At 68.3% G+C, this 20,961-nt stretch carries 16 protein-coding genes, 1 pseudogene and 1 riboswitch; of the genes and pseudogenes, 7 read left to right on the top strand and 10 right to left on the bottom strand.

Annotated features, from left to right (window positions below; translation table 11 throughout):
- The first annotated feature begins 3 nt into the window (after positions 1–3).
- Both ACIA75_RS26340 and ACIA75_RS26345 read left to right on the top strand, forming a co-directional pair.
- A complete protein-coding gene (locus ACIA75_RS26340; RefSeq protein ID WP_397108498.1) occupies positions 4–252 on the top strand; it encodes a WhiB family transcriptional regulator in 249 nt (82 codons plus the stop codon).
- A gap of 106 nt (positions 253–358) precedes the next feature.
- Positions 359–2,029, top strand: a complete 1,671-nt coding sequence (locus tag ACIA75_RS26345; RefSeq protein ID WP_397108500.1) for a hypothetical protein — start codon at positions 359–361, stop codon at positions 2,027–2,029.
- Positions 2,030–2,036: 7 nt separating this feature from the next.
- Here the strand turns inward: ACIA75_RS26345 and ACIA75_RS26350 are convergent, their stop codons facing one another.
- Entirely contained in the window at positions 2,037–2,753 is a 717-nt protein-coding gene (locus ACIA75_RS26350; protein ID WP_397108502.1) for a response regulator, read from the bottom strand.
- Entirely contained in the window at positions 2,750–4,303 is a 1,554-nt protein-coding gene (locus tag ACIA75_RS26355) for an ATP-binding protein (RefSeq protein WP_397108504.1), read from the bottom strand. The genes ACIA75_RS26350 and ACIA75_RS26355 overlap by 4 nt, the downstream gene beginning before the upstream one ends.
- A 125-nt stretch (positions 4,304–4,428) precedes the next feature.
- Here ACIA75_RS26355 and ACIA75_RS26360 point away from each other — a divergent pair, with 125 nt between their 5' ends.
- Positions 4,429–5,781, top strand: a complete 1,353-nt coding sequence (locus ACIA75_RS26360) for a cation:dicarboxylate symporter family transporter (RefSeq protein ID WP_397108506.1) — start codon at positions 4,429–4,431, stop codon at positions 5,779–5,781.
- An 89-nt stretch (positions 5,782–5,870) separates the two neighbouring features.
- Here ACIA75_RS26360 and gcvP read toward each other — a convergent pair whose 3' ends face one another.
- The 7 genes from gcvP to ACIA75_RS26395 all read right to left on the bottom strand — a co-directional run bounded on the left by gcvP (position 5,871) and on the right by ACIA75_RS26395 (position 13,088).
- Positions 5,871–8,666, bottom strand: coding sequence for an aminomethyl-transferring glycine dehydrogenase (gene gcvP, locus ACIA75_RS26365; RefSeq protein ID WP_397108508.1), 2,796 nt, complete (start codon positions 8,664–8,666; stop codon positions 5,871–5,873).
- A 152-nt stretch (positions 8,667–8,818) separates the two neighbouring features.
- Positions 8,819–8,916, bottom strand: a riboswitch (glycine riboswitch).
- Between the two features lie 95 nt (positions 8,917–9,011).
- On the bottom strand, positions 9,012–9,590 hold the full coding sequence (locus ACIA75_RS26370) for a MerR family transcriptional regulator (protein WP_397109106.1): 579 nt from the start codon (positions 9,588–9,590) through the stop codon (positions 9,012–9,014).
- A gap of 175 nt (positions 9,591–9,765) precedes the next feature.
- Positions 9,766–10,239, bottom strand: a complete 474-nt coding sequence (locus tag ACIA75_RS26375; RefSeq protein ID WP_068037750.1) for a bifunctional nuclease family protein — start codon at positions 10,237–10,239, stop codon at positions 9,766–9,768.
- A gap of 200 nt (positions 10,240–10,439) precedes the next feature.
- Positions 10,440–11,243, bottom strand: coding sequence for a MerR family transcriptional regulator (locus tag ACIA75_RS26380; protein WP_397108510.1), 804 nt, complete (start codon positions 11,241–11,243; stop codon positions 10,440–10,442).
- Positions 11,244–11,305: 62 nt separating this feature from the next.
- Positions 11,306–11,791 carry an FHA domain-containing protein gene (locus tag ACIA75_RS26385; RefSeq protein ID WP_030520553.1) on the bottom strand — a complete coding sequence of 162 codons (486 nt, stop codon included), beginning with the start codon at positions 11,789–11,791 and terminating at the stop codon, positions 11,306–11,308.
- A 150-nt stretch (positions 11,792–11,941) separates the two neighbouring features.
- Complete coding sequence (gcvH, locus tag ACIA75_RS26390) at positions 11,942–12,340, bottom strand: glycine cleavage system protein GcvH (RefSeq protein ID WP_397109108.1); 399 nt, start codon at positions 12,338–12,340, stop codon at positions 11,942–11,944.
- 43 nt (positions 12,341–12,383) lie between these two features.
- The gene (locus tag ACIA75_RS26395) at positions 12,384–13,088 is read right to left on the bottom strand and encodes a CDP-alcohol phosphatidyltransferase family protein (protein ID WP_397108512.1); all 705 of its coding nucleotides are present in this window, start codon (positions 13,086–13,088) and stop codon (positions 12,384–12,386) included.
- A gap of 293 nt (positions 13,089–13,381) precedes the next feature.
- Between ACIA75_RS26395 and ACIA75_RS26400 the strand changes: the two genes are divergently transcribed.
- From ACIA75_RS26400 to ACIA75_RS26410, 3 genes are all read left to right on the top strand, one after another.
- Positions 13,382–14,788: a DUF2252 domain-containing protein gene (locus ACIA75_RS26400; RefSeq protein WP_397108514.1), complete on the top strand. Its 1,407-nt coding sequence runs from the start codon at positions 13,382–13,384 to the stop codon at positions 14,786–14,788.
- A gap of 68 nt (positions 14,789–14,856) precedes the next feature.
- Positions 14,857–15,747 (top strand): NERD domain-containing protein, encoded by an 891-nt coding sequence (locus ACIA75_RS26405; protein WP_397108516.1) that lies wholly within the window; start codon positions 14,857–14,859, stop codon positions 15,745–15,747.
- A 243-nt stretch (positions 15,748–15,990) separates the two neighbouring features.
- Positions 15,991–16,752 (top strand): phosphatase PAP2 family protein, encoded by a 762-nt coding sequence (locus ACIA75_RS26410; RefSeq protein WP_397108518.1) that lies wholly within the window; start codon positions 15,991–15,993, stop codon positions 16,750–16,752.
- 263 nt (positions 16,753–17,015) lie between these two features.
- Here the strand turns inward: ACIA75_RS26410 and ACIA75_RS26415 are convergent, their stop codons facing one another.
- Complete coding sequence (locus ACIA75_RS26415) at positions 17,016–18,947, bottom strand: acyl-CoA dehydrogenase (RefSeq protein ID WP_397108520.1); 1,932 nt, start codon at positions 18,945–18,947, stop codon at positions 17,016–17,018.
- A 359-nt stretch (positions 18,948–19,306) separates the two neighbouring features.
- Between ACIA75_RS26415 and ACIA75_RS26420 the strand changes: the two are divergent.
- Positions 19,307–20,806, top strand: a pseudogene (locus tag ACIA75_RS26420) (threonine/serine exporter ThrE family protein); the annotation flags it as partial.
- Positions 20,807–20,961 lie beyond the last annotated feature (155 nt).

Consider the following 20,961-nt stretch of genomic DNA (forward strand, 5'->3'; position numbering starts at 1 on the left):
GATATGACCGTAGAAGTGCTGGCAGATCTGCTGCCCATATCCGACAGCCACGGCTGGCATCGCGCCGCCTGCCGCGGTGACCCGAACCATGAGGCGTGGTTTCCGTACCCATCGCAGGACTTCGAGTACGCGCGTCAGGTGTGCGGCCGGTGCCCGATCCGGCCGGACTGCGGCGCCTTCGCCGAACGCACCGGCCAGTCCGGGGTGTGGGGCGGGCACGAATTCGACCGGGGAAAGATGATCCGCGAATAACCGGCGCCACCCGGTACGACACTGCGGGGGCCGTGTGCAGGCACGGCCCCCGCAGTAGTGACTGTGACGCGCCACAACCCGGTTCCGCTCCTTACACTGACTGCCCGTGGGTACCCATCGCAGCACCGGCTCTTCCCGGGAGATCAGCAAGGGACCGGTGACCGCCGCGGTGGTGGTTGTGGTTCTGCTCGCAGTCGCGTTCGGCTGGTGGCAATTACGGCCGGATTCGGCCGGCGGGGCGGCCGACGGCGGCACGTGCACAGCGGGCACTGCCATCCTCGATATCACCGTCGACCCGGAGATCGCCGACCCGGTACGCACCATCGCGACCCGCTACAACGAGACCCGGCCCGTCGTCCGCGACCATTGCGCGGAGGTGGTGGTCACCGAGCGCCCCGCCGCGGATATGGTCGCGGCCTTCACCTCAGACGCCACTTGGAATCCGGTCCTCGGACCCCGGCCCGCGCTGTGGATCCCGGTATCCAGCCGGCAGATCGAATCGATGCGCGTCCCCGGTCTGATCGAGGGCACCCCGCGCTCGATCGCGTCCAGTCCGATCGTGCTCGCCGTCCCCGAAATCCTGCGTCACGCACTCGCCGCGACCCAGGTCTCCTGGGCGGATCTGCCCCGGTTACAACAGGGTTCGCTCGAGGCCATCGGACTGCCGGGCTGGAACGGCTTGCAACTGGCACTCCCCCCGGGCGACACCACGCTGGCGGTGGCCGCCGCGGTCGCGGGCACGATCACCGGTACCGATCCGCTGACCGAGGAGGCCGCGACCGGCGGCCAAGCCGTCTCCGCGGTATCAGGTCTGGCCGCCGCCGCGCCGGAGGTCGTGGACACCTCCGCGGCGATCACGGCGCTGTCGGCCGCCGCCCCGGCCGAAGCCGAGGTCCACGCGGTGCCGGTCACCCAGCGGTTGCTCGCGGCGAACGGGAGCACCACCTTCTACGTGCCCGCCGGCGCGGCCCCGGTGGCCGACTATCCGGCCGCGCTGATGTCCGGACCGTGGGTGGATCAGACCGAGAACCTCATCGCCGGCCTGTTCGTGGAATACCTGCGCAAACCGGAACAGCAACGTGATCTGATCGCGGCCGGCCTCGCCGCGCCACCGGCCCAACCGGTCGCGGCACCGCCGCGGGCGGCGCTGGACCGGCTCCGCCGCGTCCTCGAGAAGCCGGTGCTCGGCGTGCATGCCACGGCACTACTGGATGTTTCCGCGTCGATGGGCGCGACCGAGGGAGAGCTGAGCCGGCTGACCAACGCTGTCGGTGCCCTCGCGTCCACCGTCAATGTCATGCCCCCGGAATTCGGCCTGGGCATCTGGACTTTCGGTAAGAACCTGGACGACGGCGATCCGTTCGAGGTCATCGTCGATACCGCCCCACTCACCGACGAGCATCGTGGCACCCTCATGAGTTCACTGGGTGCGATCGAGGCAACAGCCGCGACAGCCGATGAATGCTATCCGGCACTGCTCGCCGCCTACCGGAGCGCGGTCGAAGGCTACGCCGCCGATCGCACCAACTCGATCCTGCTGGTCACCGACGGACCCGAGGACGATTCCGCACTCAGCGGCGAGGAGCTGCTGTCCGCGATCGAAGAAGCCGGCGATCCGGAGACCCCGATACGTGTCGATGTCATCGTTGTGGGCGGTGCGGGCACCGATTCCCTGCGCACTGTGACCGAACGCACCGGAGGTACCTACAAGGTCCTGCCCACCAGCAACGACCTGGAATTCGGCACCGCGATGGTCGGTGCCCTCACCACGCCCTGACCGGAGGTCACCCGGGCCGCCCGCCCAGGGATTCCCGCCAGCGATAGCGGGTCCGCGGCCGGCCGGTCCGGCCGTAATCGGAGCGGCGGTCCACCACACCGTCCTCGGCGAGCCGCTCCAGATAGCGCCACGCGGTGATCCGCGAGACGCCGACCGAAGTCGCGGCATCGGCGGCGGTGAGCCCCTCCGGCGGGGCGGCACGGACGGCGCGGGTGATCTCCCCGAGCGTATTCGGCGCGACACCCTTGGGCGTACCGGCCTGGCGCGCGGGGGTGCGCAATACCGCCAGGGCCTGGTCGATATCGTCCTGAGTGGCGGCGGATTCGCCCGTGGGCAGCGCGGCGTGATACTCGCGATAGCGTTCGAGTTTGTCGCGGAAGGCCGCGAAGGTGAACGGTTTCAACAGATAGAGCACCACCCCGTTGGCTACGGCGGCCCGCACCACGGCGAGGTCGCGGGCCGACGTGATCGCGATGATATCCGGACGCGGACGCTGCCCCGCCAGCGTCGCCGCCACCTCGAGTCCACTCATATCGGGCAAGCCGATATCCAGCAGAACCAGATCGATCGGTGTGCCAGCGGCTGCCGCAGCGGCGACGGACCGCAGCGCGTCACGCCCGGTACGGGCGACCCCTACCGCCTGGAATCCGGTGACCCGGCCGAGATAGGCCTCGTGCGCTTCGGCGATGAGCGGTTCGTCCTCGACGATCAATATCCGGATCATCTGTCTCGCTCCCGTGGAATATGCACCGTGACCGCGCTCTCTGGCGCGGTCACGCTGCCGATCGTGCCACCGTGCCGGTTGACCAGCCCGCGGACCAGCGCCAAGCCCAGGCCGTGATGCCGCGCCTTGGTGGAGTACCCGCGTTCGGCGGCCCGAGCGAAACTCTCCGGCGCTATTCCGGGACCGCTGTCCGCTACTCGTACCGTCAGAGCCGTCGCATCCGCACGGGCCGTCACCTCGACCCAGGCATCAGCACTGCCGGTCGCGGCGTCGATCGCATTGTCGATCAGATTCCCCACCAGCGACACGGCTTCCCGGCTGGTCAGCGGCGTCACCGAGTCCAGGGCGGTGTCGGCGGTCACGGTGAGTTCGACATCGCGCTCGGCCGCCTGATTCACCTTCCCGAGCAGAAGTGCCACCAGCACCGGATCACCCACCTCGGCCATCAGTCGATCGATGAGAGCTTGGGACAGCTCGATTTCGGCGGTCGCGAACTCCACTGCCTCCCGGTAGCGCCCCAGCTCCACCATGGTGATCACGGTATGCAGCCGGTTGGCCGATTCGTGCGCCTGCGCCCGCAGGGATTCGGCGAAACTGCGGACTGTATCGAGTTCGCCCAGGACCGTACGCAATTCGGTGTGGTCACGAATGGTCGTCACCGTACCGCTCGCACGGCTGCCCAGATCGACGACATCCTGATTGACCAGTAGCACCCGGTCGGCGGTCACATGCGTTTCGTCGCGGACGGTCTCGCGATCGCGGTGGCGGAACGAGGCCGGCAGATCGGCGCGGGTGACGGGTCCGTCGGGGAGATCGAGCAGCCTGCGGGCCTCGTCGTTGACCACCTCCGCCCGGTCATCGGCGGGCCCGAAAACCATCAATCCCTCGTGGACGGCGTGCAGTACCGCGTCGTGATGTTCGTACATGGCCCATAGCTGCGCGGGTGCCAGGCCTCTGGTCTGCCTGCGCAATCTGCGGTTCAGCAGCATCGAACCGACGGCGGCGACGAACAAGCCCGCCGCCGCGACGCCGAGAACGGCGGGCAGCTGCGCGGCGAAGCGGTCACCGATCGCAGTACGGGTGACCCCCACGGAGACCAGCGCGATCACGTGACCGTCGTCGTGTACCGGCGTTACCGCGCGGATGGAGGGGCCCAGGCTACCGGTATAGGTCTCGGTGAAGGTGGCGCCGGCGAGGGCGCGATCGATATTGCCGGAGAACGGCCGGCCGATCCGCGCCGGGTCGGTGTGGGTGAACCGGGTCCGATCGGGAGCCATCACCACGATGAAACCCATCCCGGTCGCCAGCCGGATCTGTTCGGTCACCGGCTGCAGCAGCGCCGACGGGTCCGCGGATCGAACCGCCGCCACCGTGGACGGCGCCGCCGCGACGCTCAGCGCGATATCGGTGACCTCCCGGGCGGCGGCCCCGTCGCTGTCGCGGCGGGCGTCCATCACCGCGAAGCCGGCCCAGAGCGCCGTGATCAGCGCCAACAGCACCAGCTGTAGAACGAAGACCTGCCCCGCCAGGGACCATCGACCGGTTCGCACGAGCTTCTCCGTTGAACGAAATGTACAAAAGCGTGACGGACGTCACGTACCAGTCCATCATTCTGCACAGGCGTGGTGGCCAAGTTCACCGCGCCCGCGCACTACGACTCGGAGGAGATCAGGTCATGGAAGACCGGACTCGAAAGCGGCGGGACCGCACCCATTGGCTCTATCTGGCGGTTATCGTCGCCGTCCTGGCGGGAATTCTGGTCGGCTGGCTGGCGCCGGGCACCGGCCGCGCGCTCGCGCCGCTGGGCACGATGTTCGTCGACCTGATCAAGATGATGATCGCCCCGGTGATCTTCTGCACGATCGTCCTCGGCATCGGGTCGGTGCGGGCGGCAGCCACGGTGGGCAAGGTCGGCGGCCTGGCCATCGGATATTTCCTGGTCATGTCGACCGTGGCCCTCGGTATCGGCCTGCTGGTCGGCAATCTGCTCGATCCGGGCACCGGGCTGGATATCGCGGGTTCGGCGGGCCAAGGCGCACGGTATGCCGACGAAGCACACGGCGCCGGCGGCACCATGGATTTCATCCACGGCATCATTCCCACGACGCTGGTCTCCTCGCTCACCGCGGGCAGCGTGCTACAGGCGTTGTTCGTCGCGCTGCTGGTGGGTTTCGCGGTGCAGGCCATGGGTTCCTCGGGTGAGCCGATCCTGCGCGGTGTGGCGCTGATCCAGAAGCTGGTCTTCCGGATCCTGGTGATGATCCTCTGGCTGGCTCCGCTCGGGGCCTTCGGTGCGATCGCGAATGTGGTCGGCCGGACCGGACTCGATGCGGTGGTCCAGCTGGCCACCCTGATGATCACCTTCTACCTGACCTGCCTACTGTTCGTCTTCGGCGTCCTCGGCGTGCTGGTGCGGCTCGTCGCCCGGGTGTCGATCTTCAAGCTGTGCCGCTACCTCGCACGCGAGTACCTGCTCATCGTGGCTACCTCGTCGTCGGAATCGGCGCTGCCGCGACTGATCGCGAAGATGGAACATATCGGCGTACAACGCACCACCGTGGGTGTGGTCGTACCGACCGGCTATTCGTTCAATCTCGACGGGACCGCCATCTATCTGACCATGGCCTCGATATTCATCGCCGATGCGATGGGACAGCCGTTGAGCCTGGGCGAACAGTTCGGCCTGCTGGTGTTCATGATCGTGGCCTCCAAGGGCGCGGCCGGCGTGACCGGTGCCGGCCTGGCCACCCTGGCGGGCGGGCTGCAGAGTCACCGGCCCGAACTGCTCGACGGTGTCGGGCTGATCGTCGGGATCGACCGTTTCATGTCCGAGGCCCGGGCACTCACCAACTTCTCCGGCAATGCTGTGGCCACCCTGTTGATCGGTACCTGGACCAAGACCGTCGATCCCGTCCAGGTCCGTGACGTCCTGGACCGGAAACTGCCGTTCGACGAGCAGACGATGGTCGACGAGCACGAACCGCGCGGCAGCGAGGAGGACGGCACCAAGGTTCTCGTCCCGGCGTGATATCGCCCGACTGCTCCGCTGGGCCCACGAAACCGCTCCGGCCGCGATCCGATTCCGTGGAATCGGCTCGCGGCCGGACTCCGCACGGTTCAGTCGGCGTAGGTCTCCAGCGGCGGACACGTACAGACCAGATTGCGATCGCCGAAGGCGCCGTCGATCCGGCGGACCGCCGGCCACACCTTCGCCCGGGTATGCGCGAGCCCGCGCGGGTACACCGCGACCTCCCGGCTGTACGGGTGGTCCCATTCGCGGACCAGACTCGCCGCCGTGTGCGGCGCGTTGCGCAGCGGGTTGTCGTCGGCCGGCCATACGCCCCGGCCGACCTGATCGATCTCCCGGCGGATGGCGATCATCGCGTCCGCGAATTCGTCCAGCTCGGCCAGATCCTCGCTCTCGGTCGGTTCCACCATGAGCGTGCCCGCCACCGGGAAGCTCATGGTGGGTGCGTGGAATCCGTAGTCGGCCAGGCGTTTGGCGACATCGTCGACGGTGACACCGGTCTGCTTGGTGATCTCGCGCAGGTCCAGGATGCATTCGTGGGCGACCATATCGTTATCGCCGGTGTAGAGCACCGGATAGTGCTCGTCGAGCCGCCGGGCCAGGTAGTTGGCCGAAGCGATCGCGGTGAGCGTCGCCCGGCGCAGGCCGTCCGCACCCATCATCCTGATATAGGCCCAGGTGATCGGCAGAATCGAGGCCGAACCGTAGTGCGCCGCGGAGACCGCGTGCGAATCGGTGACCAGCGGGTCGCCCGGCAGGTACGGGGCCAGATGTGACCGGACCGCCACCGGGCCGACGCCGGGCCCGCCGCCGCCGTGCGGAATGCAGAACGTCTTGTGCAGATTGAGGTGGCTGACATCGCCGCCGAACCGGCCCGGCCGCGCCAGCCCGACCAGTGCGTTGAGATTCGCACCGTCCACATAGACCTGGCCGCCCGCATCGTGGACCAGCGCGCACAGCTCGGCGATCTCCTGTTCGAACACACCGTGCGTGGACGGATAGGTGATCATGATGCAGGCCAGCCGCTCGGCGTGGTCGGCGATCTTGGCCCGCAGATCGTCGAGGTCCACGTCGCCGTTCGCCCGGCATTTCACCACTTCCACGCGCAGGCCCGCCATGGCCGCCGAGGCCGCGTTGGTGCCGTGCGCGCTGGAGGGGATCAGACAGGTATCGCGCCGGGTGTCGCCGCGCTCCAGATGGTAGCGCCGGATGGCCAGCAGGCCGGCGTACTCGCCCTGACTACCGGCGTTGGGCTGCAGGCTCACCGAGTCGTATCCGGTGATCTCGGCCAGCCAGCGCTCCAGGTCGGCGATCACCCGGCGCAGGCCGGGCGTATCGGTATCCGGCGCGTACGGGTGCAGTCGCGCGAAACCCGGCCAGGTGATCGGCTCCATTTCCGCGGTGGCGTTCAGTTTCATGGTGCACGAGCCGAGCGGGATCATGCTGCGGTCCAGTGCGATGTCCTTGTCCGACAGCGCCCGCAGGTAGCGCAGCATCGCTGTTTCGGTGTGATACCGCGTGAACGCCGGATGGGTGAGGAACTCCGAGGTCCGATCCACGATGCCCGCGCACACCGGCTCGGCCGGCGCGACCCCGAACGCGTCCAGGACGGCGGCCACATGGTCGCCGGTGGTGGCCTCGTCACAGGCCACGGCGACATGGTCGTCGTCCACCAGCCGCAGGTTGATACCGCGTGCCGCGGCCTTGGCCACCACGCTGTCGGCGTGGCCGGGAACCCGGGCCAGCACGGTATCGAAATACTTGTGGTGCACGAGGGCATCGCCGAGGGCGGCCGCCACGTTCTCGGCGTGCCCGTGCACGCGCCGGGCGATGGCCCGCAGCCCGTCGGCGCCGTGATAGCAGGCATACATTCCGGCGACAATGGCGAGCAGGACCTGGGCGGTGCAGATATTCGAGGTCGCCTTCTCCCGGCGAATATGCTGCTCCCGGGTCTGCAGCGCCAGGCGATAGGCCGGCGCGCCGTCGGCGTCCTTCGACACCCCGACCAACCGGCCCGGCAACTGCCGCGCGTAGGCGGTCCGCACGGCCAGATATCCGGCGTGCGGGCCGCCGAAGCCCATCGGCACCCCGAACCGCTGGGTGGTCCCGAAACAGACATCGGCGCCCTGCTCCCCGGGCGGAGTGATCAGGGCCAGGGCGAGCAGGTCCGCCCCGGCGGCGACCAGTGCGCCACGCTCGTGCGCGGCCGCGATGATCTCGGTCCAGTCCACGATGCGCCCGGAGGCACCCGGCACCTGGAGCAACACCCCGAAGAATTCTCCCGCGGGCAGACCGTCGGCGGCCAGATCCGCCTCGACGATCTCGATACCGAGCGGTTCGGCGCGGGTGGACAGCACGGTGCGGGTCTGCGGGAACAGGTCCCGGTCCACCACCAGGCGCGCACTGCCACCCCGGCTGACCCGGCGCAGCAGCGTCATCGCCTCCGCGGCGGCGGTGGCCTCGTCCAGCATCGATGCGTTCGCCACATCCATCCCGGTCAGGTCGGTCACCATGGTCTGGAAGTTGAGCAGCGCTTCGAGCCGGCCCTGGCTGATCTCCGGCTGGTAGGGCGTGTACGCGGTGTACCAGGCCGGGTTCTCCAGCAGATTGCGCACCAGAACGGGCGGGGTCAAGGTGTCGTAGTAGCCGAGCCCGATCATCGACGTGGCCACGGTATTGGTGGCCGCGAGCGCGCCCAGTTCGGCCAGCACCTCGTGCTCGCTCGCGGCCGGGGGCAGCCCCGCGAGCGGGGCGGTGTCACGGATACCGGCGGGCAGCGCGGCGGCGGCGAGGTCATCGACGGAAGCGACACCGATCGCGGCGAGAATATGCGCGAATCCGTCGCCGTCGGGTCCGATATGCCGGTCTGCGAAACTCTGGGTCACCACGGCTCCCTGGTCGGGCGGCCGACCGCACGGTCGGCACAAGGCCCTCCCCCTCTGTCGCGGCGCCTGAGAGCTTCGGCTGCGGACCGCAGGGGTCCGGTCGCCTTTCACCTTGGGCGGGTGGCCCGCAGCCACCACTTTCCAGAGGCGCCGGTTCCCGCACGGTCCTGGGGCCTGAGAGATTGACGGGGAGGTGCTGCTCCTTCGGCGCCCGGATCCAGCGGACCCGGGACTCTCCCGCACGGCTACGGCGCCCGGTTATCTTAGCCCGGTCACCGGTCCGGACGGGAACTCACCCGTCTGTGTCGCTGCCCGCACCGGCGCCGTGCGGTGCGAACACCGCTCCTACCCGGTTTTCCGGGTCAGCCGCGCTTTGCGCCGAAAGGACAATTCGTCCTCGGGTCGCTCATCGGCCTCTACCGCCCGTTCGGCGGGAAAGGCCGCGATGGCACCGGTGAGTTCCCGCATCGCACTGTTGACGGCAATACCGAATACACCCTGACCGCCCTGCAGTAAATCGACGACCTCTTCCGGTGACGTGCACTCGTACACCGTGGTGCCGTCGGAGAACAGGGTGATATTCGCCAGGTCCTGCACTCCCCGGCTGCGCAGATGATCGACGGCAATGCGTATGTTCTGCAACGAAATACCGGCGTCGAGCAACCGTTTGACGATTTTCAGAACCAGGATGTCCTTGAAGGAATACAACCGCTGGCTGCCGGAGCCGGCCGCCCCGCGAATGGAGGGAACGACCAGGCCGGTGCGGGCCCAGTAGTCCAGTTGCCGATAGGTGATCCCCGCTACCTGACAGGCCGTCGGCACCCGGTATCCGACCAGGTCATCGGGGACCGAATCGTCGGGGAACAAACCGGGTTGTATTTCGTAGCGCCGAGGCGGGCCCACTTCCGATCGCATATCCCGCATATGCTCTGCCACTGAACTACTCCCTTGCTCCGCCGATCTGTGCCCATACCCGACGGCCCGGCGTCGAGTACGAGGCTACTCTTTCCATTCTCTCGGCCGCAGAGGTGCCGATCCAAACGCGACGCGCGGTAACAGTCTCGACCTGTAGTTGAGGTCTAGAAAAAATTCGGGAAACTCAACTGTCGGTCGCTTTGAAATCGTCCGGGGATACCGACTCGAGGAACTCCTTGAACTTTTCGACCTCGTCCTCGCGTTCGTCCGGCATCACCAGACCGGCTTCCTCGAGCACGGATTCCGCCGCATAGATCGGGCAGCCGACACGCAGAGCGATGGCCACCGAATCGGAGGGGCGCGCCGAGATCCGCACCTCGTTCTCGAACACCAGATCCGCATAGAAGGTGCCCTCCTTGAGATCCACGATATGGACCTCCTCGAGGGTGTGACCGAGATCAGCGATCAAGATCTTGATCAGATCGTGGGTGAGCGGCCGGACCGGAGTGACACCCTCCTGTTCCAGCACGATCGCCGTGGCCTCGGCCTGGCCGATCCAGATGGGCAGATAACGCTCCCCACTCGCCTCCCGCAGCAGCAGGACGGGCTGGTTCTGTGGCTGCTCGACCCGGATGCCGATCACGCGCATTTCGCTCATCGCACTGCCTCCCATACTCCCCGGCCGCCCGCCCTCGCCGATGCAGGGCTCGCCGTACCACGAGTCTAGGCGAACTCCGGGCGGCGCCGCGATGGCTGGCGTGCACCGGAATCGGTGTGTTGCCACCGGCGTAGCCGATCTTGATCCAGCCGCAGGTCAGGACGATCCCGCCACGGCCGCCGGCGCGTGGCACCCGCACGTCATCCGCCCAGCGAGTTGCGCACCGAGGCCTTCACGAGGCTCGCGTGCAACGTGAGCGACAGCGCAGCGAGTTCCCGCACCGTCTCCTCGGCGCGGGCGCGGGCGCCCGCATCGCGGCTCTTGGCGATCGGCGCGGCGATCTGTGCCACCAGCGCGGCCTCCCGGTCCGCGGCGAGTTTGAACGCGCGCAGATGCCGCGCCTCCAAACCGAATTCGGCCATGGCCTTCGCCGTGGTGGCCAAGGTGACCGCATCCGCGTCGAAGAACCCGGCCGGGCCCGGGGTGATCAGATTCGCCCGGACCAGATCGGTGAGGAATTTCTCGTCGATACCGGCCTGTTCCAGCAGATCGGCGCGGGTCACCCGGATCTCGTGATCGAATTCGAACTCGTCGGCGGCGATCCGGCCGGGCTGAACCGCGAGCCGGCGTGGCGGCCGCGGCCGCGCGGCGCCCTCGTCCGCCATATCCTGCCCCGCATCCGGACGGGCGGTGCGCGCCCGGGCACGGGCTTCCCGCACCCCGAGCGTCGCGGCTCCGCTGTCGATCGCCTCGAGTTGTTCCTTGATCACCTTCAACGGCAGGTACTGATCACGCTGAGCCGTCAGCACGAAACGGAGCCGCTCACAATCGGCGGCCGAGAACCGGCGGTAGCCCGACGGTGTCCGCTCCGGCCGGATCAGCCCCTCCGCCTCGAGAAAACGGATCTTCGAGATGGTGATATCCGGGAAATCGGGTCGCAGCAGATCGAGCACAGAGCCGATCGACATCCCTCCGTGCGCCCACTGCTGCGCCGCGCCTGTCATGACCTCGAGTCTTTCATGCCGAAGCGCCGATCACCCGGATCGGCGCACCGATCATCACCTGTTCACAAACTACCGGCACCGGCCGCCGAACCGGCCTCCTGCGTCCGCGGGCCGGTGAGGAACACCAGCCGGAACTTGCCGATCTGTACCTCGTCACCGTTCTGCAGTTCCGAGGAATCCACCGGCTCCCGGTTGACGTAGGTGCCGTTCAGGCTGCCCACATCGACGACCTGGAAGGAATCCTCGTCCTGCCGGAACTCGGCGTGGCGGCGGCTGACGGTGACATCGTCGAGAAAAATATCGCTGTCGGGATGACGCCCGGCGGACGTGGTGGGCTGGTCCAGCAGGAAACGCGAGCCCGCGTTCGGGCCACGTTTGACGACCAGCAGTGCCGCACCGACCGGAAGACCTTCGACACCCTGCACCGGCTGTTCACCGGTCGGCTCGCCGGAGCGCGATGCGTCGACCTCGTTCAGGAAATCCGCGCGGAAGACCGACGTCGTCTCGGCCGCGGTCTCCCCGTAACCCGGGTCTTTGTTCTCGCTCACCGTTTCTCTCCTCCTCGAACCTCATAAACCATGCAGGCAGATGCCGCGGCGCGACGTGGCTCGGCGGCCCCGACTCCGGGCGGCACATCCGTTGGCATTGACCGTACCCTGCCGGGCCGGGCCCGTGCAGGTAGAACCAGGAAGGCTGAATCAGCCCTCGATAACTCCTTGATAACCTGCGGCATCGAGCAGTTCGCCGAGACTCGAGTCCAGCGCGGACGCGCTGTCCAGCTCGAGTTCGAACAACCACCCGGCACCGTAGGGATCGGTATTCAGCGTTTCCGGCTTCGCCTCCAATTCCTGGTTCACCGCAACGATTTTCGCGCTCAGTGGAGCGTAGATATCGGAAACGCTCTTGGTCGATTCGACCTCGGCGATGCTGTCCCCGGCGGCGACATCGGCACCGGTTTCGGGCAACTGCACGAACACGACGTCACCGAGTTGCGACTGGGCGTAATCGGTGATCCCCACCCGGACCCGGGTGGGTTCGATCCGACGCACCCATTCGTGTTCGGCGGTGTAGCGCAGATCCTCCGGAGCCCGGTTCACGTGGTGTCCTTTCTTCGTGTCGTCGTCCACGATGATCGCAACTCTATGCGAGCCCGTCGCCGTCCGCCGCGCCGGTGTCCCGGCCGGGGGCGCCGCCGGCGCGGCCCGGGGACGGGGGCACTGTCCGGGCGACGGCGATCGCGCGGCCCAGGTACAACAGCCCGGTCCACACGTAGACCGCGGTACCCCAGATCAGCAGTGCCCCGCCGAACGCGCGGCCGAAACCGTCGCCCGCCCAGTCCAACTCCCCGGCCAGCAACCAGGGCAGTGCCGACATCAGCGCGAAGGTGGCGGCCTTCCCCAGATAGATGACCTCGGGGGGGTCGAGGCCGCGGCGGCGGTATATCGGCAGCGTGAGCGTGAGTACCAGATCGCGGCCGATCAGCAGGGCCGCCACCCACCAGGGAAGGAGATCACGGGCAACGAACGCCGCGAGCGTGGTCACCAGGTAGAGCCGGTCGACGAAGGGGTCGAGCAGGGCACCCAGCCGGGACGACTGGTCCAGTAAGCGGGCGAGTTTGCCGTCCAGGAAGTCGGTCAGGCCGCTCAGTATCAACAGGGTGAAGGCCCAGTTGTCGGCCCGCTGCACCAGCAGCAGCCACAGAAAGAGCGGGACACCCAGCAACCGCAATACGCTGAGGACATTGGGCACGGTGAGCAACCGATCGGACAACACCGCCGCGACCGCACCACCGGGTCCCCGGCCCACGGCCGCGGTCTCGGAGCCGCCGGATCCCGAATCGCTCATCACATGCAGTGCTTACCGCACGACCTCCCCCGGCGCCAGTAGGCCCCGCGTGCGATCCCGATGAAACGATGGGTATGAAATCATCTCATCGTCAGTTCGGGTGAGAGGAAGATCATGTCGGGGAGGCGGCGACGACGTCGTCGTCATGCCCCCGGCGGTACCCGCGGCCGCCCCGCGGCACTGCGTCTGCCGATCTCCCCGGCGGACACGAGCCGACCGCACGGCAACAACCACCGCGATTTCCCGGTCACGTGCCATCCCGTGCCGGTCGGGCCGATCGGTACCGTTACCCCGTGCCGAACAGTCGTATCCCCCTGCGCTCGTACACCCCCGCCGAGGAAATACTTGCCCGTGGACGAGCCGTCCGCGACCGGGTACCACGGACCGCACGCGACCGCGAGATCCGCACCGAAGGGCGACCGTCGGTACTCGAATTCGTCGAAGCCACCAACGACGGGCGGCTCGATCACCTGATCCCGCTGCGGGTCGGCCGAATGGCGGCCTCCCCGTTCGCCTTCTACCGGGGTGCCGCCGGGCTGATGGCCCTCGACCTGGCGGGTGGTCCGGACACCGGCTTCCACGCCCAGCTCTGCGGCGACGCGCATGCGGCCAACTTCGGCCTCTACGGCACCTCACGCGGCGAAATCGTCATGGACATCAACGATTTCGACGAAACTGTGCCGGGCCCCTGGGAATGGGATCTGGAACGGCTGGCGGCCAGCCTGGTGCTGGCCGGCCGGGCCGGCGGCGCCGGCGAAGACGAATGCCGCACGGCTGCGGCCGATGCCGCCCGCAGCTACCGGCGCACCGCCGCCAAGCTGGCGGAGCGGCCGTTCCTGACCTCGTGGTCGGCGCTGGCCGACGAATCGATCCTCGATCGTGTCGAGGCCGACGATCTGCTCGACAACTTCCAGAAGGCCGCCAAGAAGGCCCGGAAGAACACAAGCGAGAAGGTCGTGCGGAAGTGGACCCATATGGACGATCACGAAACCGGGATCGAAAGCCACCGTTTCGTCAGTGATCCGCCGATCCTCACCACGGTGCCGCAGGACGTGGAGGACGCGGCCATCGACGCGCTGGAACGTTACGGCGCCAGCCTGCGCGAATCCCGGCAGGGCCTGCTGGCGCGGTTCGCCGTCACCGATATCGCGTTCCGGATCGTCGGCACCGGGAGCGTCGGCCTGCACAGCTATGTCGCACTGCTGCACGGTAATTCGGGCGAAGTACTGGTGTTGCAGCTCAAACAGGCCGCGCCCTCGACGCTGGCGCCGGTCCTCGGGATCGCACCGCCGGCGCACGAAGGCGAACGAATTGTGCAGGGCGCCAGGCTGGTTCAGACCGAAACGGATATCCTGCTGGGCTGGACCACCATGGTGGTGCCGCAGCCCGGCGGCGGCACCCGGGAACTGCCGTTCATCGTGCGCCAGTTCCGCAACCTCAAGGGCGGGATAGCGCCCGAGGAACTCGAACCACACGATCTCGACGATTACGGCCGCCTCGCCGGCGCCTTGCTGGCCCGCGCGCACGGCCGTTCCCTCGACCCCCGGCTGATCAGCGGCTACCTGGGTGACGACGCGGACTTCGACAGCGCCGTCGCCGATTTCGCGGTCCGCTACGCCGACCGCACCGAGGCCGATCACGCCGAACTCGTCGCGGCGGTTCGGGCCGGGAAACTTCCGGCGGAGGAACCGGACCGGTAGTTTTTAGAAGTGCGCCGTCCGGAGTCGGCGCGGCCACAGCCTCGGTTCGGACGCGAAGGGCGGTCACCATGCTCGTGCAGGTACAGGACAGCACCGACAGTTTTGCCGAGCGGTCCCTGATCGACTGGCTCAGCGGCTGGGGCGGTGTGGACAGCCCGCACGGCGTCGCGACGGTCAACTGCGACCTGCTGTACCAGGGCGCGACCTACCACTTCGACGCCGTCGTCTGGACGCCCACGAGTTGTGTGGTGATCGACGTGGCCGGCCTGCGCAGTGATCACGGCGGCACCCTGCACGTTCCGCTCACCGGCCGATCGACGCTCAACGGGGTCCAGGCCGAATTGGAGGCCGCCGACGACCGTTCACTGCTGGAACGCTCCCGCGAACACACCTTCGCCCTGCAGAGCTGGCTGGCCGCGCGCGGGCTGGGGCAACGGGTTGTCCACGGTGTCGCTCTGATCATCCCGTTCCAGCGGGTCCCGGTGCAGATCGAACAGAAGGTGCAGGACCCGAGTTTCGATGTGATCGTCGGCGACGATCCCGAAAGCCTCCGGCATTACTTCGGCGTCCTCGCCGAACGGGAGTCGCATCGCTGGACCGCCAACGATGTGGCCACCGCGTTCCGCAGTCTGGGGATCCTGGCGTACCTGCCCGGGCCGCAATCACTGATCGACGAGGGGTTCCTGGGCCCGATCGATGTCACACTGTGGCACGGCGGGCCGGCCCAGGCGGAAGCCGAACAGTACGCCGAGGATCTCGCCGAGCTCGAACGCGTAGCCAGTGGGCGACGGTTCCGCACCCCCTGGTACAGCCCGTGGCGCCTGTACCCGCGGGAGGTGGGCGATATCGATTTCGGCCGGGCGTTCATGCGTGCGATGTTCGCGCTCGGAACGTTCGTCGCCGTCGCCTGGGTGCTGTGGTTCGTGATCACCGCCTTCCTCACCTACGGCCCCGGCTGAGCTTCCCCAGGGCAATACCGGCCCCGCACGGCCTCTCGGATCCGGACCGGGTTCACGCCGCAGAACTGGACCCACACCATCGCCCCGGCCCGCCGTCGAGTGGATCGGCGTATCTCCGCATCCGCTCCGGCGGTATGCGCTGCGAAGGGGGCTTCCCTGCCCCTACCCACCGGGCATACCTCCGCATCCGCGTCGGCCGGGCGCGGATGGGCTTCGCTCCGCTCCGCCCATTAGGGTCGGTTCGTGAGCACCGCACCCGGCACGCCGGATCCGTTCGATGCGAACCGGCCTTCCGGATATATCCCCCACACCACCGAGGACCGCCCCGATCGGCGTGCGCACCCGCATCCCGATGCGGAGAACCGGACGCCGGAATCCCGCTCGGGCGAGCCGGCGGATATTGCCGACCCTCTCGCCACCGGCGTGATTGCTGCCACCGGAGCCGCGGTAGCAGTCGCCCTGCCCCTGTCGTTCCCGGCGGGCGGCGGGCCGACCGCCTTCGATCTGGAGGTCGGGGCCCGCATCGACCCGCGACTGGATCCGCGGCCCTGGGTGGCGGAGGTGCTCGCGCTGGCGAGCAGCACCGGCATCGTGCTCGCAGTGTTGTGCGGCGGCGCGGCATGGTTCGCCTGGCAGCGCAGGTGGTGGGAAACCGCCACGGTCGTGCTGGTGCCGGAGCTCGCGGTGGCGGTCAATACCTGGGCGCTGAAACCCTGGTGGGGGCGTCCGCTGCACGACTACCTGGCGTATCCGAGCGGCCATACCGTCCATCTGGTCTCGGTGGTCACGGCCCTGGTGCTGCTGCTGCGGTCGGTCCGCGCCCGGATGGTGATCGTATTGCTGGCCGTGGCCGGCTGGTGCGCGGGCGCGGTGGGCATGATCGCGCTGGACTACCATCTGGCGACCGATGTCCTGGGCGGTGCCGCCGCGGGAGTCGCCTTGGCCGTCGCTCTGTACTGGGTCTCGGTGTACGCCCGTCGCGCGTTCGGGCGCGGGCACTACTGACCCGTTCCGAGACCGGCCGCGGCCCGGGACTCCACCACCGGCGCGAGCGTTCCGAACGAGAAAGACCGCCCGCGTGACAGCCGACCTGGACGGGGCGGCCCTTTCACCACCTGACCCGGTCCCGGGCTCACCGGCCTCCCGCCCGAAACGCTCGTACGCACCCGGTACGCAGGACGGCCGGCACCTCGGTGCCGGCCGTCCTCCGGCCGGAGTGCGGCGCGCGGCCCAACGTGCCACGGACGAACACGCCCCGGTTCAGGTGGTCACTGCCGTTCGTACACGCTCGCGTCGTCGAGCATGGCGGCGCCCAGCATGGACTCCGGAACGCCCAGGGCTTCGACGAGGGTGAGCGCATCCGGGCGGAGCCGGTCGACCAATTCGTTCACGCCGCGGCGCACCGCTTTGGCCCGCTCCACCGACATGAACCGGTGCATGATGAACCAGGCCGAGTTGTCCTCCAGCAGTGAATACACGTACAGATCGCAGACCGTCTCGGCGAGCGCGCGCGCCGCGTCGTCCTCGATATCGGCGATGCCTTCGATGAATGCCTCCAGCACCAGCCGGTCGATATGGGCGGCACCGGCCGCCAGGATATGGTCCTGCGCGTTGTTGAACGCCTCGAACGGCCCGGTCTCCTCGGCGCGGGCCCGCAGCCGGTGCGCGGCGGTACGGGTCAGATAGTCCTCGCGGTCGGCAAACAGCTGGAGTTGGGTGGCTCGTTTGCCCAGATCGCCTTCGTCGACGGTCTCGCCACTGCGGTCGCGGAGGTTCTGGATCAGCTGCCGCACGCCGGACCGTTTACGCACCACATCCCCGGCCATGGTCGCGGCGAACCGGACCCAGCCGAGCGCGTCGAGATCGCGGACCTCGTCGGCGTAGGCGGTGAGGATCTCCTTGGCGACCAGCTGCGTGAGCACCACATTGTCGCCCTCGAAGGTGGTGAACACATCGGTATCGGCTTTGAGCGCGACCAGGCGGTTCTCCGTCAGATAGCCGGCACCGCCGCACGCCTCGCGGCATTCCTGGATGGCTGCCGTCGCGAACCGGGTCTGCGCCACCTTGAAACCGGCGGCCCGCTTCTCCAGGGCCCGCTGCGAATGCGGATCGAGGTCCTGGCCGGTCTGCACCAGATGCATGCGGCGGACCAGATCGTTCTGCGCGAACGCCAACGCATAGGAGCGGGCCACCAGCGGCAGCAGCCGGCGCTGATGCATCCGGTAGTCCAGGAGCAGCGTTTCCCCGCCGTCATCCGGATTGCCGAACTGCCGGCGTTTCAGGGCGTACCGCACCGCGATACTCAATGCCACCCGCGCGCCGGCGGCCGCTGCGCCACCGACGCTCACCCGGCCGCGGACCAGCGTGCCCAGCGTGGTGAAGAACCGCCGGCTGGGGTTGTCGATATCGGAGCTGTAGGTGCCGTCGGGTGCGACATCGCCGTAACGGTTGAGCAGGTTCTCCCGCGGCACCCGCACCTGATCGAAAACGATGCGGCCGTTGTCCACGCCCGGTAGGCCACCTTTGCGGCCGTCATCGGACGTGGTGACGCCGGGGAGGTCGTCGCCCTGCTCGTCCCGGATCGGGACCAGCAGGCAGTGCACACCGTGTTCACCCGACGGCGTGCGCAACTGGGCGAAAACCGCGGCCATCCGGGCGTGTTCGGCGGCACCGCCGATGTAGTCCTTACGCGCCGACGGGGTGGGCGTGTGGACCACGAACTCCTCGGTGGCCGGATCGTAGGTGGCCGTGGTTTCCAGGTTCGCCACATCGCTGCCGTGCCCGGATTCGGTCATCGCGAAACAGCCGAGCAGATCCAGGGAGATCAGGCGCCGGATGTGCTCGCTGTGCCGTTCGGTGCCCAGGTTCTCCACCGCACCACCGAACAGACCCCACTGCACGCCGGATTTCACCCAGAGCGACAGATCCGCGTAGGCCAGCATCTCCAATCCCACGACGGCCGCACCGGGTTCGCCGGTGCCACCGTGCTCCCGGCGGAAACCACGGTCGGCCAGACCGAGTTTCGCGATCTCCCGCATCTGGTCGAGGACACGGGCGCGGGCGGCGGGAAGGTCCAGGTCGGGATCGCCCGCGAACTGCCCGCCGGCGAGCTGGGTACGCGCCTCCTCCCGGACATCGCGCCACGGCCCGTCCAGTGCCTGCCGTAGATGGTGTGCTGTCGCAGTGCTCCCGGTGCTCATACCTCCGACCCTAATCGGCGGGATCGGGCGAAGCCGGTCGACAGACCGCGCGGGCCGCGGTGTCGGCAGCGGTACGGCCGAGGGATATCTCGGGCGACTCCCGTCCCGCAGACCACGTCGAGCCGTAGCGAAGCGGAGCTGTGTTCGGCAGCGAGACCCCTGCGCGCGGCCCTGCGACGAACGACACGTAACGCGCGCACCGTGGGGACCGACGCCCCAGGCGGAAGGCATCCGACCTGCGCAAACGGATTCCTTTGTCCAGTCGAAACATCGAATAAACCTGCGCGTAACGAACGTCACATTCATTCGACCCGGTTTTCGGTGGAAATGAGGCGCCTCCGACCACTACCTTCGCGGCTATGGCTGCGCAAGGATTCCTGGAAGGAGCGACCTCCACACCACAGATCTCTCCGGACCCGTCGGGTTATTCCGCTTCTCGGAGTACCCCCTTGCGCCTGCCCGTGATCACCGGTGCCATCAAGAAATTGGTCGCCGACCGTCCCGCCACCGCCGATACGATCGTCTCCGCCCCTGCCCCGCTGCAGCCGATCGATCTCACCGATGACGCCGCGGTCGCCGAGGTGCTGGATCTGGCTGTGCGGATGGGCGAGGTGGTGCTGGCGTCGGGGACCGCCGTCACCGATACCCAGACCACGGTGCGCTTCATTGCCGCCACCTACGGTCTGTCGGCCTGTGATGTCGAGGTCACCTACAACTCCATCCGCATCTACGTCCATCGCGGCACCCGGCTGCCACCGGCCAGCTCCATGCGGGTGGTGCAGTACCGCTCGCTGGACTTCACCCGGCTCGCCGCCGTGGACCGGCTGACCCGCCGGATCCGTCGCGAGGTCGTACCGCCCCAGGAGGCGCGCGCCGCGCTGGACGCCATCACGTCGGCGCCGCACCCGTACAAGCGCTGGACGGCAACCTTCGGCTGGTCGCTGATGGCCGCCGCGATTTCCCTGCTGCTCGGCGGCGGCGTGCTCGTCGTCGCGCTCAGCTTCGTCACCACCGCGGTGATCGACCGGACCAACCGGGCACTCAACCGGTACGGTCTGCCGTTCTTCTTCCAGCATCTGGTGGGTGGTGCGATCGCCGCGACCCCGGCGGTGGCCCTGGCGGCCGTCGCCGACCCGCTGGGTATTTCGGTGAGTCCCACGCTGATCATCGCGGCCGGGATCACGGTGCTGCTCAGTGGGCTGAGCCTGGTGGGCTCGGTCCAGGACGCGATCACCGGGGCGCCGATCACGGCGGCCGCGCGCATGCTCGAGCTGCTGATGATGACCGGCGGGATCATCGCCGGCATCGCACTCACCCTGCGGGTCGGCGAAATGTTCGACGCGACGGTACCGCTCGATCTCGGTCCCGGGCACGCGCTGACGAACCTTCCCGTGCAGGTACTGGCCGGCGCGGTGGCGGCACTCGCGTTCTCGCTGGCCTGCTACGCGGAGAAGCGGGCGCTGGCCGCGGCGGCGGTCAGTGGCGCCATGGGCACCATCTGCTACCTGCTGGTGATGGCGACCGGTTTCGGCCCGGTGATCGCCGCGGGCGCGGCCGCCATCGTGATCGGCCTGGTCGGTGGCCTGTTCGCCCGCCGCACGCTGACGCCGCCGCTGGTCGTGGCGCTCGCCGGTATCACGCCCCTGCTGCCCGGCCTGAGCATCTACCGCGGGTTGTACGGCATGCTCAACGACGAGATCACCCGCGGTGCGGACCAGTTGCTGGCGGCGTTCGGTATCGGCTGCGCGCTGGCCGGCGGGGTAACGCTCGGTGAATGGTTCGACCGGACCGTGCGCCGCCCGACGGTCCTGCGCAAGTTCGGGGCGCTGCGGCGCCCGGTAGTCCTGCGCAAGCGCCGGCCGACCGTGAACCTCGGCAAACGACTGCCGTCGGTGAACCTGGGCAAGCGGCGGGCCGCACCGCTGGGCCGCCGCCACAATCCGGTACTGGGCGCGGCGCCCGCCGCCATCATGGCCTCACCGGAGATGCCGATCGGATTCCCGGTGGCCGGGCA

The organism is Nocardia sp. NPDC051750, assembly GCF_044453135.1.
GTDB lineage: Bacteria > Actinomycetota > Actinomycetes > Mycobacteriales > Mycobacteriaceae > Nocardia.